General features: G+C 58.4%; 20 protein-coding genes. 12 read left to right on the top strand and 8 right to left on the bottom strand.

Annotation, left to right across the window (positions count from 1 at the left end; genetic code table 11):
• Window positions 1-103: 103 nt before the first annotated feature.
• The 4 genes from DVS29_RS36025 to DVS29_RS36010 all read right to left on the bottom strand — a co-directional run bounded on the left by DVS29_RS36025 (window position 104) and on the right by DVS29_RS36010 (window position 2,599).
• Window positions 104-544: a hypothetical protein gene (locus DVS29_RS36025; RefSeq protein ID WP_118186011.1), complete on the bottom strand. Its 441-nt coding sequence runs from the start codon at window positions 542-544 to the stop codon at window positions 104-106.
• Entirely contained in the window at window positions 541-1,374 is an 834-nt protein-coding gene (locus tag DVS29_RS36020) for a DUF6731 family protein (protein WP_118186009.1), read from the bottom strand. Before DVS29_RS36020 ends, DVS29_RS36025 begins: the two co-directional genes overlap by 4 nt.
• A gap of 62 nt (window positions 1,375-1,436) precedes the next feature.
• A complete protein-coding gene (locus tag DVS29_RS37125; RefSeq protein ID WP_124800769.1) occupies window positions 1,437-1,799 on the bottom strand; it encodes a hypothetical protein in 363 nt (120 codons plus the stop codon).
• A 455-nt stretch (window positions 1,800-2,254) separates the two neighbouring features.
• Complete coding sequence (locus DVS29_RS36010) at window positions 2,255-2,599, bottom strand: hypothetical protein (protein ID WP_124800768.1); 345 nt, start codon at window positions 2,597-2,599, stop codon at window positions 2,255-2,257.
• Window positions 2,600-2,602: 3 nt separating this feature from the next.
• On the opposite strand from DVS29_RS36010, the gene DVS29_RS37120 reads away from it, so the two are divergent.
• The 10 genes from DVS29_RS37120 (at window position 2,603) to DVS29_RS37540 (ending at window position 9,605) form a co-directional block, all read left to right on the top strand.
• On the top strand, window positions 2,603-2,941 hold the full coding sequence (locus tag DVS29_RS37120) for a hypothetical protein (RefSeq protein ID WP_124800767.1): 339 nt from the start codon (window positions 2,603-2,605) through the stop codon (window positions 2,939-2,941).
• Window positions 2,942-3,641: 700 nt separating this feature from the next.
• Window positions 3,642-4,058 carry an IS66 family insertion sequence element accessory protein TnpA gene (gene tnpA / locus DVS29_RS36005; protein WP_118186003.1) on the top strand — a complete coding sequence of 139 codons (417 nt, stop codon included), beginning with the start codon at window positions 3,642-3,644 and terminating at the stop codon, window positions 4,056-4,058.
• Window positions 4,052-4,399 (top strand): IS66 family insertion sequence element accessory protein TnpB, encoded by a 348-nt coding sequence (gene tnpB, locus DVS29_RS36000; RefSeq protein ID WP_205962592.1) that lies wholly within the window; start codon window positions 4,052-4,054, stop codon window positions 4,397-4,399. The genes tnpA and tnpB overlap by 7 nt, the downstream gene beginning before the upstream one ends.
• Before the next feature lie 65 nt (window positions 4,400-4,464).
• Window positions 4,465-5,988, top strand: coding sequence for an IS66 family transposase (gene tnpC / locus DVS29_RS35995; protein ID WP_118186001.1), 1,524 nt, complete (start codon window positions 4,465-4,467; stop codon window positions 5,986-5,988).
• Between the two features lie 14 nt (window positions 5,989-6,002).
• Window positions 6,003-6,494 (top strand): hypothetical protein, encoded by a 492-nt coding sequence (locus tag DVS29_RS35990; RefSeq protein WP_118185999.1) that lies wholly within the window; start codon window positions 6,003-6,005, stop codon window positions 6,492-6,494.
• A 30-nt stretch (window positions 6,495-6,524) separates the two neighbouring features.
• Window positions 6,525-6,893: a calcium-binding protein gene (locus DVS29_RS35985; protein WP_118185997.1), complete on the top strand. Its 369-nt coding sequence runs from the start codon at window positions 6,525-6,527 to the stop codon at window positions 6,891-6,893.
• A gap of 262 nt (window positions 6,894-7,155) precedes the next feature.
• Window positions 7,156-7,428, top strand: coding sequence for a hypothetical protein (locus DVS29_RS35980; protein ID WP_118185995.1), 273 nt, complete (start codon window positions 7,156-7,158; stop codon window positions 7,426-7,428).
• Window positions 7,421-8,050 carry a hypothetical protein gene (locus DVS29_RS35975; protein WP_118185993.1) on the top strand — a complete coding sequence of 210 codons (630 nt, stop codon included), beginning with the start codon at window positions 7,421-7,423 and terminating at the stop codon, window positions 8,048-8,050. The genes DVS29_RS35980 and DVS29_RS35975 overlap by 8 nt, the downstream gene beginning before the upstream one ends.
• Window positions 8,051-8,157: 107 nt before the next feature.
• Window positions 8,158-9,204 carry a hypothetical protein gene (locus DVS29_RS35970; protein WP_118185991.1) on the top strand — a complete coding sequence of 349 codons (1,047 nt, stop codon included), beginning with the start codon at window positions 8,158-8,160 and terminating at the stop codon, window positions 9,202-9,204.
• Window positions 9,205-9,338: 134 nt separating this feature from the next.
• Window positions 9,339-9,605, top strand: a complete 267-nt coding sequence (locus DVS29_RS37540) for a helix-turn-helix transcriptional regulator (protein WP_164708077.1) — start codon at window positions 9,339-9,341, stop codon at window positions 9,603-9,605.
• A gap of 255 nt (window positions 9,606-9,860) precedes the next feature.
• Here DVS29_RS37540 and DVS29_RS35960 read toward each other — a convergent pair whose 3' ends face one another.
• A complete protein-coding gene (locus DVS29_RS35960; RefSeq protein WP_118185989.1) occupies window positions 9,861-10,106 on the bottom strand; it encodes a hypothetical protein in 246 nt (81 codons plus the stop codon).
• Between the two features lie 232 nt (window positions 10,107-10,338).
• Here DVS29_RS35960 and DVS29_RS38410 point away from each other — a divergent pair, with 232 nt between their 5' ends.
• The gene (locus DVS29_RS38410) at window positions 10,339-10,632 is read left to right on the top strand and encodes a helix-turn-helix domain-containing protein (RefSeq protein WP_420816255.1); all 294 of its coding nucleotides are present in this window, start codon (window positions 10,339-10,341) and stop codon (window positions 10,630-10,632) included.
• Here DVS29_RS38410 and DVS29_RS35950 read toward each other — a convergent pair whose 3' ends face one another.
• The 3 genes from DVS29_RS35950 to DVS29_RS35940 all read right to left on the bottom strand — a co-directional run bounded on the left by DVS29_RS35950 (window position 10,633) and on the right by DVS29_RS35940 (window position 13,708).
• Window positions 10,633-11,535: a LysR family transcriptional regulator gene (locus tag DVS29_RS35950; protein ID WP_240655984.1), complete on the bottom strand. Its 903-nt coding sequence runs from the start codon at window positions 11,533-11,535 to the stop codon at window positions 10,633-10,635.
• 17 nt (window positions 11,536-11,552) lie between these two features.
• Entirely contained in the window at window positions 11,553-12,593 is a 1,041-nt protein-coding gene (locus tag DVS29_RS35945; RefSeq protein WP_118185983.1) for an LLM class oxidoreductase, read from the bottom strand.
• 149 nt (window positions 12,594-12,742) lie between these two features.
• The gene (locus DVS29_RS35940; RefSeq protein WP_118186013.1) at window positions 12,743-13,708 is read right to left on the bottom strand and encodes a LysR family transcriptional regulator; all 966 of its coding nucleotides are present in this window, start codon (window positions 13,706-13,708) and stop codon (window positions 12,743-12,745) included.
• A 166-nt stretch (window positions 13,709-13,874) separates the two neighbouring features.
• Here DVS29_RS35940 and DVS29_RS35935 point away from each other — a divergent pair, with 166 nt between their 5' ends.
• Window positions 13,875-15,362 carry an aldehyde dehydrogenase gene (locus DVS29_RS35935; RefSeq protein WP_240655983.1) on the top strand — a complete coding sequence of 496 codons (1,488 nt, stop codon included), beginning with the start codon at window positions 13,875-13,877 and terminating at the stop codon, window positions 15,360-15,362.
• Window positions 15,363-15,507 lie beyond the last annotated feature (145 nt).

The following is a 15,507-nucleotide window of genomic DNA, read 5'->3' as shown; positions in this document are numbered from 1 at the left end:
ACCCAAAATATGTCTCGACGGGCTTCCCGTTTCAAAAATCGCGAGCCGTATGCGCGGGATCACCGGCGGCGGGCTCATTGATCAGCGCTTCCCTAGCGCGGCTTTATTCGAGTGGCCCGGTGATCGAGCCGCTGATTAACTTGAGGACGCCCCAAAGTCGAAAGCCTGACATGATTAACTGCACGGCCGCGGACAGAAGCAGGCCGGATGCCAGGACAATCCCAATTCGCAGCAGTTGAGCTTTGACCACCATCAACGGCAAAGCAACGAGCAAGGCCAACCCGAAATATATGGCGCAACCATATAGCTTCCCCAGCAGCCGCATGAAGTGGCCCGTGCGCGCCATATTTCGAATTAGTCGTCGATCCGACATTGATACCAAGACGGTGATCATTGCCAGCACAAATCCCAACATCGTGCCGGCGGTCGACGCATAGCCATTGGCAAGGCCATGGAGCAGAGTCTCGTCACAGATTGGCCAGCGCGCCAAGCAGAACCACACTAGCGCAGAACCAGCACCCCATGCACCGAGACCAATGATCATTGTCCGAAGATTCCGACCAATTCCTGTTCGAATTCGTCTTTAACGCCGCCCAATGCGGCGTAAATGTCTTGGGGGATAGGATACCTTCCTTGGGTATTCACCGTCACTTCGCTTTTTAGTCTATCGGCCATGAGGTCGATTGGATGATCAAGGTCCTCGACCTCCAGTCGAACAATCGAGGCATGTCCTGACGCGACCAATTCGCGGCCCAATGTGATGGCGCGGGCGGCATCGAGGAGCTGTCCACGTATCCCTTTGCCGTTTGCGCTTATGCGGAAAGAGCCAGTCAATCCTCCGATTCCGGCCAGCAAATTCATGACTCGGTTTGTATCCGGAGCGTGCTGGTACAACTGTGGATTGAGTGGACGCGCTACGGTGAACTCAAGGACTTTCGGACGATGATCCTGTAGCAGGAGTTCGAGTGTTGCCTGCCGAGTCAGCACAGGGTAGAAGGCGATTGTGCTTCCAAGTGAACTGCTCAGGTATCTTGCAAGGGCGCTGACAGGGCCGCTGCGTCTATTTTCTTGCCAAACAATTACCTTGCGATTCTGGTAGTAAAGGAAATGATTTCGTTCGATCGTCATTTCGTGGGCTTGCATTTCCAGCTCGCGCTCAGGCCCGTTCGGAATGCCCGCATGCGGCAGATCGTCATTCGCGTACCGTTTGAGCTCTCCGCGATAGATGCCGTTAGCGATTTGGTTCACCGCCAGGTGGTAGCGGACCTCGCCGTACTGCTGAACCACGGGGGGATTCGCAGCGAAATGGGCAAATAGGTCGTTCTGGATGGCTTGCGGGGCATCCTGCTGCAGGGTGGCTTGATAAAGACTCACCTTATATGTTCGGCGGGGCAAAGCATTCTCCAACGGCGATCTGGGAAGAACCGAGCGTTGGTCTAAACGCTGGCGTCCCAAGCGATTTGATGATCGCGGATCGTATCACTACTTGGGTAGTGGTGGTAGGATTTGGTAAGTCTTTCCGATATTCCGATGGGGGGAAGATGTCGACGCGCTTTGGATTCAAAGTTGTCCACGACGGCACTGAGTATTTGCTGCATTGCGACCCAATGCCTATGGCTGACGGTCGATTCGGTTCGCAGGTGGTTGTTTTTCGAGGGCACGATGGCCCCGAAATTACGGGCCGTCACTTTCCCGCGCTCGCCTACTTCGCGACCGAGTTGGAAGCCGTAGAACACGCGAAAGCTTGGGGAATAGCCTGGATCCGTGACCACGGCTGAACCCGCCGCGATTTGAAGCATATTGGCGGCCGCGCAGCTAAGCCTTACCAGTGCTTCGTTCGGCTGGGCGTGGTCAGGTTTCGTGGATTTGCGGCTGCGGTGACAGTCGTGGCGGCAACGGGTACGGCTCCGCATGCATCGCCTCGGCCGGATAGAACCGCAATACCCGCAGTGGCGTCGGTTCGCGAAAGATCGCCCGATGCCGGTGGGCAGCCCCGACCAGTAGCACCAGACCCGCCTCGGCGGGTTTTTCATTTGCGCGGTCGCGCGCTAATCCCGACCCTGCAAGGGAGCGCGAACATTCATGCATGACCTCCGATGCAGCCAACGCTCAATGATCTGCCGTCGCGAATGCTGCTTCAATTACAGGGGACACCGCATCCGGGAACCCCTCCCTTACGGGAATGGGTCTGGCAGGAACTGGATCGGTTGATCGTGTAGCGCACACGCCGGCGCTCTGTCCGCCGGCGATGGGTTCAGGCTATGCTGGCAAACAGATTCGCAGTCGCCCGCTTCACAAGGTAGCTCTGCAGCGTGGCAGCGTCGGTATCCGACAGCGACAGCTCGATGCGTCCCCCACGCATCAGCACCAGGCTGCCGTCATTGGCGATCGCGCATGAGAACACGCGCGGCACTCCGGCTGCAGGCGTGGGCGTCGTTGTTGGATGCTTCGAGCCAGATTTCCTTGGGCGCTTTTGCTTCGGTACGTCGAAAACGCTGTTGCGTGCGTCGGCCGACTTCACGGCCGGAATTACCTCGCTCGCGTCGATGATCCGCTGGTTGATCCGCTCAGCCGCATCTGGTGGAACCTGATCGGACATGTAGTGAGCATTCTTGAAATGTCCATCCTGCTCGATGCGCTCGACCGTGATGCGACCAGCCTTGACGTGGCTGTAAAGGCCGTTCGTGACCCGGGCGGGATTATCAATGCCAAGACGCTGCGCTATCTCGGCGGAAGTGATGCCAGGAAACTGCTTGACGAGCTCGATCATCTGAGCGCGCTTCGCCTGAGGTGGTCTCTTCCTTTGAGTCATCGGTGTCTCCGGTTTGGTGCCTCGACCATTCGAGGCTGCAACAGGATATTTTTTGGCGGCGTGCGCGTGATGGATTCGAATGCCGAGGTGTTCGGGTTTGATCGGCAGAATCAATTTGCGATGGACTGATTGCGGTGGCGGGTGGCACTACAGGGCGGAAGTAAAGTGAACTGTACACACGGTGTTTAGCTTTCTCTACTCCCCACGTGAACAGCGCGTGAGACACACATGTCTAACTGACTATCAGCAAGCTAATAGCACAGCTAATAATCGATGTAGGACACCGCGGACAAATACAAGCGCTGCTTGCATCTACCAGACGAGTTTGTGAGCCGCGAGTGGATCGGTGGAGAATCTACTTGACGCGACCATCGCGGCGGACTACGCTTTAATCGTCGCTGAGACAACAGCGACCGGGTTTGACAGCCCGACAGTTCTAGGCGGACAACCGCCTCAAGGCGGTATTTTTTCGTCCGTTATCCATGAGTACCCTTCAATGGGTGGGCCATGGTAGGGGAGCGCTTGCGCTCGCCGGTTTCCTAGAACGCCGGTCTGTCAACCCTGCCATGTGCCTGCCCACCCGTTTGACAGCGGCGGCAGGCTCCTGCAAGTTCTAGGAGTCCGAAATGCCCTCCAAAGCACCCGCTCGTCCAGAGCAAACGTCGCCGGCCAGTCTCGTTGCCGGCGAAATCAAGATCCATCTCAATTCGAAGTACGGCCTCACCGAGTTTTTCGGAACGCGCGCGCAACGTATCCGTCAGCGCACCCCGTCTTGAACGCACGTAAGCGCGGTGCGAATGTGTTGCCATCGTAACGACGGAGCCATGCGATGGACGACACCACGGGAGAACCGGCTGTACCGACGGGTGCGCGACGCCCCCGGCAAGGCGAAGCATTCTGGCGCGAGATGGTCATGGCATGGACCACAAGCGGGCTGGGCCTTCGACGTTTCTGTCGTGAGCAGGGGCTCGCCGTTAGTACCTTCGGCCTGTGGCGCAAGAAGCTCTCGGGCCAGGCACGTGCAGAGGTGCGCCCGCTCGCGGTCACACCCGACGCGGCATTTATCGTTTCCCATCCGGACACCGCACCAGCCATTCAGGCGCCGCCATCGGCGGTAGACGCTCCGTCGTCTTCACGTGATCAGGTGACGTTGTCGCTCGCCGGTGTTCGCATCGAGCTGACCGGCGCTCATGCCGAGCGCGTTGTGCGTTTCGTGCTCGGACAGCTTGGAGGTGCACGGTGCTGATCGCAGCCGATGTCCGTGCGTATATCTGCCGTGAGCCGGTCGACATGCGCAAATCGATTGATGGGCTGTCGTATCTGGTCGAACCACTGCTTGCCCAGAACCCTGTCTCGGGCAATCTGTTCGTGTTCGTCGGCCGCGATCGCTCGAAAGTCAAATGCCTATACTGGGATCGCACCGGCTTCGCACTCTGGTACAAGCGCCTTGAACGGCGCCGCTTTCCGTCACCGTTAGTGCTCGCGCAACGCGGCTTCACGCTTGCCGAACTCAACGCCTGGATCGAGGGCATTGAGATCCCGGCGCGCGAGCCGCATCGCGCCGTCGCGGTGACGCGCGTGAGTTGACTTTGCTCTCGCCTGCGCAGATACAACGCTCTCCGATCTTGTAAACGTCGCACGAGTTGGGCATCATGATAGCCATGCCGCCCACCGCCATCACCGTCGCGGAATTGCCGGTCGAGCCCGATGCGCTGCAAGCCTTCGCGCTCGAACAGAACCGACTGGCATGCGTGCTGTGGGAGCAACTGGAAGCGCTTCAGCACCAGATCGCCCAAGCGAACCGCGCGCGCTTCGGCGTCAGTTCCGAGCGGCTGGCGGGTCAGGCGGATCTGTTCGATGCTGCCACGGAGTTACCTGTTCCGCCCGAGCCGGCCAAGATTCCGGTCGCGGGCCATACCCGCAAGGGACGTCCCGCCCTGTCGAAAGACCTGCCGCGCACGCGTATCGAATACGATCTGAGCGACGAACAGAAGGCTGCATTCGATGTGCTCGAGCGCATCGGCGAAGAGCGCAGCGAGACGCTGCACTACGAGCCGTCCAGGCTCACCGTCATCGAGCATATCCGCTTCAAGTACGCGGCGAAGAAGGATGGCGAGTCGACCATCGTGACCGCAAACGCCCAGCCGTCACCGCTGCCGAAGAGCAACGCGAGCGCGAGCCTGCTCGCTAACATACTGGTCAACACCTACGTCGATCATCTGCCCTTGAACCGGCAGGAGATGCGCTATGCACGACGCGGTGTACATCTGCCCCGGGCAACGCTATGCGAATGGAAGCTGGCGGCAGCCGAACTGCTTGAAGTGCTGCTGCCACCGCTGCGGGCTCACCACTTGCAGGCACCCCGCATGCATGTGGACGACACGACGCTGCCATTGCTCGAGAAGGGTCGCACGGCGACGCGCACAGCGCGATTATGGGGCTATCTTGGCGCCGGCCAACGCGAGGAGAACGGTGTCTGGGTCGAGCACCCGCCGGCGGTCGTGTTCGAGTTCGCTGAATCGCGCTCGGGCTCGCATCCGCTGCGGTACTTGCAAAAGTACAAGGGCTATCTGCAGGCGGACGCGTACAGTGGACATGGTGCACTTTACGAAACCGGAAACATTGTCGAGGTCGGATGTTGGGCCCATTGCCGCCGACGCTTCTTCGAAATCGCGAAGGCGCAGAGCAAACCGGGACTTGCGGCGCAGGCGCTGCAGTGGATTGCCAGCCTGTATGCGATCGAGTCGCGGATCCGAGACCAAACGCCTGATCTCAAATATGCGGCGCGGCAAGCCGAGGCGCTGCCGATACTTGCGCGGTTCAGGCAATGGCTGGAAGGCAACGTCATCGGATTGCCAGCTCAGGCGCCGCTCGCAAAGGCGTTCGGCTATGCGTTACGTCATTGGCAGGCACTCATTCGCTACACCGAGAGCGGTATCCTGCTGCCTGATAACAATGCTCTCGAGCGTCAAATTCGCCCTATCGCCCTGGGGAGAGCCAATTGGATATTCGCTGGCTCGCCGCGTGGCGCCAAGGCCGCCGCCACGATGTACTCGCTGCTCGGCACGGCTCGCCTGAACGGTTTCGAACCTTATGCGTGGCTCAAGGACACGCTCGAGAGGCTGCCATCGTATCCTGTCAATCGCGCGCACGAACTATTGCCGCTCGCCCGTTAAACGCCTTCACGTTCATGGATATTCTCGACTCGCTTCGGCAGGCGCCCAGCGCCGAGCTGTATCGCCTTTATCTCGCCATCGGAAAAATGCTCGATGACCCGCGACGCATTCTGGAAGTACGTCAGCGCCGGCACCTCGGAATGGCCGTCAGTTATATCGGCGACAATCCGCTGGGACCTCCGTCGCAAGGCACCGTCGTCGAGCTTCGACACGCACAGGCGATCGTTCAGGACAGTGTGAGCCGGCGGCGCTGGGCGCTACCGTATGCGGCGATTGTCCCCGATAGCACGGCCGCCCCGATTCATCCCGAACCGACACCACCACCGCGCGCACAACGCGAAGAGTTCTTCGTCGGCGACACCGTTGGTTTCACCGACAAGCACCTGAGCGAGCGGGTCGGCACCATCGTCAGGCTGAACTCGAAAACTGCCTCGATTGCCGTGACGGACTCCGAAGGACACTGGCGCGTTTCCTACGGCCTGCTGCGGCGTATCGTCGACCTATAACCCCATCTATGCCGATCACCGTGCAACATCATGGCCAAGACCAAAATCAACGTGGAACGTAAACATCGCATCGAGATGGAGGTGGTCGTCGACGCCTATACCGAGGAAGAGCGGGCGACGTCGTGGTACTGCTATTTGGAAGAGCAGCTCTCGTTTCCGTTCGAGGCCGGCATTCGCAAAGCAATGGCCTCTTCACCGCTGCGCCCGGGTGAACACGTCTCGGTCACAGGACTCGCTCATGAAGACCTGTGTCGGGTTGGCATCTTCGTCTGGGTTCGGTGGGGCCAACGTGACGTGGTGGCCCCCCTGGCCCAGATCGTTCCCGCGAGCTGCGATGAACCGACACAAGTAGCCGTCGCTGACTGGCACTACTGGCACGATCAAGGTTACGCGTTCTGACATCCAGAAAGCCGTCGCACTGTCGCAGTGGGATCTCGCTCACCTCGTCCTGATCTCTCGCAGCGTTGTTGGTCCCGTACAAAATTCCAACTTCTGACGGGTTACGCTGACGGATACCGCGCAACTCGAAAGCGAAGGACTGGTCCCGAACGATCTTCGGTGGCCGGGGGGTATTAGCAAGACTCGCTGGGAAGAGGGCAGATTCAGTTTCTGGTTGATTCGATCCAAGCCTGATGATTTCGTCGGGCCAAGCCGCGACTGGATGGACAGTGACTTCTGGAAACTAACTCGCGCGTGGCTTGACGAGCCATCGTATGGCGAGCGGCAGATCGAATCCACCAGAAAGAGGTTACAGGAACTGCTTTACTTCCGGTCGTCAGAATGGAGCGCGGAGTCTAACCGCCGTTATAGAGCGATCGTCGCTGCGAGCGACGACAAGCGTTTCCAGGCCTTCAAGGTCCTCATTCCAGGTTTGGCGCCGCAGCCGCGTAGCCTTAAACGCAAGTCCAACGCCGAAGGGACTCAAAATGGCTAATATCCAGTCCGCCGCGGCGGCCAGCGCGGATCTGATCACGGTCCAGGCGTCACGCACCGCGTATTCGCTGATCCAGCAGCACGGCGCCCGGCTCGCTGCGGCGATCCATGCCGTTGTGCCCGTCACGAATGGCCCGGTCACGCTGAGCATGTCGGAAGCCGCCGCTGAAGACCTCGATGAGTGGACGCTCGACATGTGGAAGGGCGCGAAGGGTGGCGTCCGTAAGACGCTCACGGGGCTGAGCACGTCGATCACCGCCGCGCTGCGCAAACACCGCACGCGCGACTGCATCCCGGACCCGGGGTTGAAGGCGATTCGCGAGGCGAACGAAGGAGGCACGCGCCTGTCACCCGGCGACGTGGTGCTCGACCTCAACAATGAACTCGTGCAGGTGCTGGAGGGCCCGGGTTTTTTCCGGGTGCTAAGTGAGGATGGCATTCACTCGCTTGACGACGGTCGCCGTTATGACTGGCGCTATGGCCACATGACCGCCAAATGTAAGGACGGCGGCATCGCGGCCACGAAGAAGTATTGTTCGCCGATTCACGAGCTGTGGGCGAAGGACGGCAGCGGCCAGACGCACCTGAAGCTGGTACATGACGCGGATGCGTGCTGGCCCTGATCGGGCGTATATTTGCTGGCTATAACCGCGCCTAGCCCGACGGGGCGAAAGCAGGGCTCCCTTACCCTGTTGGCGCGGTTCTCCCTAAGGGTGCGTGAGGGCGCAACATGGAAGCGGATAAAGATAGAAGCGTCGAGGAGTTGCAATCAGAATTGGATGACATCCGGCAAAGCACGATGCAGATGCTGAGGAATTTCGTCGACAAACAACCCGAACGTTTCGTAACTTGTTTATGCGAGGCGACTCTTGGTGTTCGCGACGAAAACAATCCGTTTACTGTGATGGAACAAGCCTCGAATGTTTATAGACTCGAAAACAAGCACTTGGCGGCTTTTGCAACCATGATTTTGCAGAAAACTGGTGCAAGAAAGTCGGAATCAAAATTCGACGGATTTTGTCCATTCTCAAAAATCGTCTGGAGCGATTTCTTTTTCTTCAGGGATATTGATGGAGAAAAGATCATAAAATCGTCGAATTTGCGAGAAATTCAACATGAATATTTTGAAAGTCAGTCTTTTGTCTTGGCATCGGCCATTGATTCGGCATGTCTGCTTGTATTCGAAGGTCTGCCTTTGTATCACAGAGTGAATGACGAGGACCGCTTAGAGCGCCTGTCGTTCGGAGATCCGTTATTTCTCTACATATACAAAAAAGGAGAGTTTTTCGAAACCGGGCAGACTATTTATGTGCCAGAGTGGATTGACGGTCTTTATTTCAAAGAAAGCGATCGCGAGACGCACAAGGCCTTTTTTTCAGGCGCTGGCAATCTGCTCAGTTCTGAGCGCGACCTTCGGCGGTCCGCATTGCGGCAGGCGTTAGGCCTGGACGCACCTCAAGTGCACCTGGCGCATGATCAAGATGTGTCATCACTGAAACTAGAAATTGATCGATTGACTCAGGATCTGCAGGCGGCGAATACCAAGATCGGATCGTTAGAAGCCGACATGCTCAAGGGAAAGGCGCGTGCGACCTCACTCAAACTGATTGGCGGTCTAGCGATGGTCGGAGCTGAATTGGATATCTACAGCGGAAAATTCGAAGGTATCACCGATGTGATACGGGACCTCGCTGTCAAAGGGGTTAGCGTGACGGATGACACGCTACGTGACTACCTGCAGCAAGCCGCTAAGGTAATCGGCAGCAAGAGCGCGTAGGTTCACCGAAATATAGAATTTCCACCCGATTTCGGGCTGAGAAATCCGATATCGGGGTTCATAAAAGTATTTCGGTTTCACGCTGGAACGGACCGCATAGCATTCGCTCACCAACTCTCCCATGGTGAGCGGACATGCCAAAGACCACGGAAAAGGCCGATGCCGGCCAGACCTCCACGCCAGTTCTTCCCCAGATCGGCCTCTCCAAGTGGGCGCAGATTGCGCCTTACGTGGGGATAGGCCGCGAGTCCTGGCGCAAGCTCTCGATCGCCGGCAAGGCACCACGCGCCATTCGCATGTCGGCGACCTGCGCGCTCTACGAGAACCGCGAAATCCACCGCTGGCTGGCTGACCCTGTCGGCTACACCGTTGCGCTGGCTGAGCAGCCCGAGGCCGCATGATGCGCGGCCCGACGGTCAGTCCTCGGGCGGGAGCAGGCCAGCGTCACGACAGGCCTTTTCGATCGGCTCCCAATCTGGGTCGAGATCGCGCTGACAGCTGGGACACCAGAGTGGGTAATCAAGCTTGCCCGCAAGTGCTCGCTCAAGCGTCTCCATCCGGATGTACTGGCAGTACCCACATTGAAGCGGCCAAGGATGCGATTCGTCGCGCATTGCGTGCTCCGAAGAACAGATGCCGGCGAGGGGAACCGCGCGCTAGCGCAGCCGTTCGCGCAGTTTTTTCGCGTGAGGCGCGAGCCTTTCGGTCCACGTTAAGGGGTCGGCGGTGTTCCGGTTAATCGATTCGCGGGCCGAGATGTTCGAATCGAACACCCGAAGGAAGTCCTCGCGCTGCTGCTTTGTTTGCTGGCGCAAAGCAGTCAACAGGGCGATTTCGAGAACATCGACTTTGGCGGCGAGCTCGGCGAGCGCGCCACTTTCCGGAATCTGAATATCGGTCATGAAATTCTCCGTTCGGCTACAGGGTGTAGATGCGTATTTTAGCAATCCTTAGCGGATCTTAGGGAAGGATGGTAGCTATGTCATTCGCTAAATCGATTTTCAAACTCGTGCTCATGCGCACGTATTGCGCTGGCTTCATCTCCTTGGAGCGCTGTCAGCGCATCTATGACTTCTTCAGACTGGCGAGGCACTGATGAGCTTCCAGGCCATGACGTGAGCGGTCGGGCAGGAGCTGCCCGCGCTCCAGAAACTCGTCCTGCTGATGCTGGCGAACTGCACCAACCATCACACGGGACGCTGCGATCCGTCGCACGACACGCTTGCCAAAGAGTGCGGCATGAGCCGGGACTCGGTGAAGCGGGCGATCGCCGAACTTGCCGAAAAGGGTCTCGTCGAGATCCGCCGACAGTCAAACAACGGGGTGAACCTGCCGAACCAGTACACCCTACGAGTGGGGTCATCCGTAGGGGTAGGGTCATCCGTAGGGGGAGTAGGTGCAGATAGCACCCAGGGGGGTAGGTGCTGACTACGAAGGATTGATGCCGGCCTGTGACAAAACGTGCGTCAACCAATCGATGAAAACTTTGACCTTCGAGGGCAGATGCCGTCTCGCGGGATATACGACAGAAATTATTTTTGGAACACTTGGTGTGTCGGGTAGCACGCGCACCAGTCGCCCGCTGTCGATGTAAGGCTGCAACGCCGGTAGTACTCCTTGGAGAATTCCGAAGCCTGCTAGTCCACTTGCCAGAAAGGCCTCTGAGTCGTTGGCCAGGATCCCGCTGCGCATCTTTACGGACTGCTCTTCTCCGTCAACAAAAAAGCGCCAATCCATGATTTTTCTCTCTGGACCATAGAAAAAGTTGACCGCCACATGACGGTGCAAATCGTCGACAGTCCTGGGCGTGCCGCTTTGATCAAGATATTCTGGCGACGCGCAGGTCACCATAGGAACCTCGGCGATTTTCCTCGCGACAAACCCCGGTGTTCTCACTTCGCCTAATCTGACCGCGCAATCGATGCCCTCGCCGACAATGTCGGCATACTGATCGCGTGCACCGATAACCAGTTCGATTTCTGGATACTGGCGCTGAAAGGCAGGCAGTGCGGGGATGATGATCGTTTTGGCGATTGTCACCGGCAGATCAAGCCGCAACCTTCCTCGGGGACGCGCCGACCGTTGCGCGAAGCGGCCAACCGTATCCGACACCTGCGACAGAATTTCGGCGCAGCGCTGATAAAACTCTTCACCTTCCGCGGTCAGCGTGATTCGTCGGGTAGTACGGTGAAGCAAGCGCACTCCCAAGGTCTGTTCGAGATGCTGTACCGCCTTGGTCGCTACGGGCCGATGCAACTGCAAGGCAGAGGCCGCTTTCGTGAAGCTTCCCAATTCCACAATCTGCACGAAGATACGCATCGACAAAAACATATCCACGACATTCTCCTTCAGCGAGCTGGGTGTCTTCGCGGAAGCAGTGGCGGCGCTGCAATCGAGGCCTTGTCAGCGAGCGCGGGTAGGACATATTCCGCTAACTCCTCCATCACGCTTTTCGCGCTGCGATGTGACGGCTTCAGATTGAAGGCGACATGATTCACGCCTGCAGCTCCTAGTGTCTCCAGATACTGTATCAGGGCATTGCGCCCCATCCTCAAGCCTGCATGGATGGGTACTATCGGGCAGTTCGGATCGGCTGCGAGGTCGAAGAACATGCCTTGAGCGTAAGGCTTGAACACCTCGGCCCCATACAGCTTCGCTACCTCGTCCCGCCACATAGTGACGAGGGGCTGCACGCGTTCTACATTGACATAATAGTAGAGCCAGCCATCGCTGTGACGCGCGATCCAGTCGAGTGCCTGCTGGCTGCGTCCCGTTACCAGTAGCGGAATCCGGTTCGTGGGCTTGGGCACCAGATCCAGCTGGCCGGAAAGTGTACCAAAGCGACTGGATGCAGCAACTGGAAACGATTGCTGCGTGAGCGCGTTGAACATCTGGAACGCCTCGCGAAATCGCTCGCCGCGCGTTTCATAGTCGGCCTCGATGCCAAATGCAGGATATTCTGCCGGACGGTCACCGGATGCGACGCCAAGTATCAGTCGTCCTTCCGACAGTTGATCGACCGTGGCAGCTGCCTTGCCGAGCAGCACGGGATGGCGGAACGGAATGACAGTGCTTGCAGTTCCAAGCGCGATGCGCTGCGTTTTTGCGGCCAGAAACGCCAGATAGCTGAACGCTTCGAAGGTCTGACCGGTATCGCCGAAGCCAGGGTCGTGCATCGGCACATCGCGCGCCCAGAGAGCTGCGAAGCCGAGCCTGTCAGCCAGTTCTGCTAGTTCCCCGTGATTGTGCATGGTTGGCGCAGCGGTAAGCGGATAACCTTCCAGCGGGAGGATGAAGCCCAGTGTCAGTTCCCCCGGCTTGAATACATCCCGGAATCCGCGATTCGGAGCCGCTTCGAGCTCCACTTCGTTTTCAAATGCCTGTGACATAGCCGTGTCGGCTGCGCGCCGCTCCTGTGTGTACGATTGCGTCGGCACGGACCGTATGGCCAGTGCAGGATGCTTCCGGTTGCAACCGTACACACGACCGCGTTATCAATAAATAGCATCAACCATTCTTCATTGTTATCAGATTCGCTCTAATCTGGCTTGCGCCGTTGGTGGCTTCTGCGTGACTTTGCCGAATGTCCGCCGATCAGCTGGCGGACAATCTGTGCGAGCCGTGCAGCTGCGGGCGAAAGCGTGCGTCCTCGCACCGTGATGATCGCGACCTGCCGCTGAAGCGGAGGCTCCACAATCAGCAGCGTATCGACGCCCGGGGTTTTCCGGTCAGGAAGCACGACCTCAGGCAGCACTGCAACGCCGAGTCCGGCGTTCGACATCGCGATGAGCGTCTGCGCCTGGCTGAACTGGAACTTCTGATTGAGCGTGAGTCCGCGTGCTTTCGCGGCTTCCTCGATGACGGCGCGCAACGCTGTGGCCGGATTGAGCAACAGCAGCGGCATGCGAGACAACTCTTCCAGGGTGATCGTCGGGCGACTGTGCGTCTTGAACCGCTCCGGAACCAGCGCGTACAGGTTCTCAGTGAGGATCGGTTCGAAGCTCAGATCAGGCGCCTCCAGAATGGCGCCGATACCGAAGTCCACCTCATCCTTGCGAACACTCTCCATCAGCTCCGTCGTGGTTAGCTCGCGAACAAAAATCTCGATGCCTGGGTAGTCCTTCTCAAACTCCGCGAGGATGTTGGCGAGGCGTGTGGACGCGATGGTCGTGGAGCAGGAGAGGAAGATCCGTCCGCGTCGGACGTCGACGGCTTCCTGAATCTTGCGTAGACCCAGAGAGACCTCGTTGACTGCACGACGCGCGCAATCCAGCAACTGCTCGCCTTCTTCGGTCAGTTTGACAAGACGCGTGGTCCGATGAAATAGCGTGATACCGAGTTGTGCTTCAAGTTGCTTTATCTGGGTCGTGATAGCCGATTGCGAACGATGCAGGGCGTCGGCCGCCTGACGGAAACTCTTTGTCTCGGCGACGAGCATGAAGGTATGCAGAAGCTTCAGGTTGACCCGCAGAGGCGGAGCGGCGAGTTCTTTTTGACTGGACATGGTGAGAGCACTCATATAAAAAATTGAATAATTGTTCGTATATTTTGATTTGTCAAATCAACGAAGTCATTCTAGCCTTGGAAGCGGGCAATGGACGCTGATCCACGGGACACGCCCGACGCCATCAGCTCCGCCACTTTTCTTCATCTCAAACATCGCAACGACAATGACTTCTCTCGAGAAATACCGGATGTATATCGGCGGCCAGTGGGTGGACGCAGCGGGTGCCGAAACACTTGAAACAGTGAACCCATACACCGGCGAGGCGTGGGCCACGATCCCACGCGGCCGTGCGGCGGATGCGGAACTCGCGGTGCAGGCGGCTCACGCAGCCTTCACGACGGGGGCCTGGCCAAAGCTCACGGCGTCGGCGCGTGGAAATCTGATGCGCAAACTGGGGGACCTCATTGCGGAGCATGCGGAGCGGCTCGCGCGCATCGAAGTTGCCGACAACGGCAAGCTCATCAATGAAATGCTGGGGCAGGTTCGATACCTGCCCCAGTATTTCTACTATTTTGGCGGACTCGCGGACAAGATCGAAGGCGCAGTCATTCCGATCGACAAAGCTGAGACGTTCAACTTCACCCGCCACGAACCGCTTGGCGTGTGTGTTGCCATTACGGCGTGGAATTCGCCATTGCTGCTCGCGGTCAACAAGCTTGCGCCCGGGCTCGCCGCGGGCAATACGTTCGTTCTCAAGCCGTCGGAGTACACGTCGTCTTCGGCGCTCGAGTTCGCGAAGCTCGTCGAACTGGCAGGCTTTCCGCCGGGCGTGATCAATGTCGTCACAGGCCTGGGACAGGAAGTTGGCGAACCGCTCGTCACACACCCACTCGTCAAGAAAATCGCGTTTACGGGCAGCGAGTTCGGCGGTCAGCGCATCTACGAGACCGCGGCTCGCGATTTCAAGCGCGTCACGCTTGAACTCGGGGGCAAGTCAGCCAACATCGTGTTCGACGACGCCAATCTCGACAATGCGGTCAAGGGCGCGGTCGGTGGCATCTACGGCGCGTCCGGTCAGACCTGCGTGGCGGGATCACGCTTGCTCGTTCAGCGCACGATCTACGATCAGTTCGTGCAACGAGTGGTTGAGTTCGCGAGGACCGCGAAGCTCGGCGACCCGATGGATACAGGCACGCAGGTCGGTCCTGTGACGACCCAGCCTCAGTTCAGGAAGATTCTCGAATACATCGATATCGCCAGAGGTGAGGGCGGTGAATGCCTGCTGGGTGGAGGACAGGCAAGTGGGCCGAACCTGGGTGCCGGTCAGTTCGTCGAGCCAACAATCTTCGCGAACGTAAATAATCAGATGCGTATCGCGCGCGAGGAGGTGTTCGGGCCGGTGCTCGCCTGCATTCCGTTCGAAGATGAAGAGGATGCCGCACGAATTGCCAACGATAGTAACTATGCCTTGGCCGCCGGCGTCTGGACCGAGAATTTGCGTCGTGGCATCGTCATGTCGCAACGCCTTGAAGCAGGGATGGTATGGGTCAACATGTATCGCGCGGTTAGCTACATGTCGCCCTTTGGTGGACACAAGCGCTCGGGTGTTGGCCATGAAAACGGCATCGACGCTGTGCGGGAGTACCTGCAGACCAAGAGTGTCTGGATCAGCACCAGTACGAAGACGCCCGACCCCTTCGTGCTTGGATGACAGTTCGTCGAGTTCGTGTCCGGAAGGCGTGCCAAGTGCACGCTTTTTTTTGGGTGCGCCCGGCAGGGCGCACTCACTTGGAGGTGAAAGTCCTCTACTCGCCCGGCAAGGGGAAGAGTTAGCCGAAGGCAAGGGTTTCCCGGGT

The sequence above is a fragment of the Paraburkholderia phosphatilytica genome (genome assembly GCF_003443895.1).
GTDB lineage: Bacteria > Pseudomonadota > Gammaproteobacteria > Burkholderiales > Burkholderiaceae > Paraburkholderia > Paraburkholderia phosphatilytica.
This window is presented reverse-complemented; position numbering and strand designations above follow the sequence as displayed.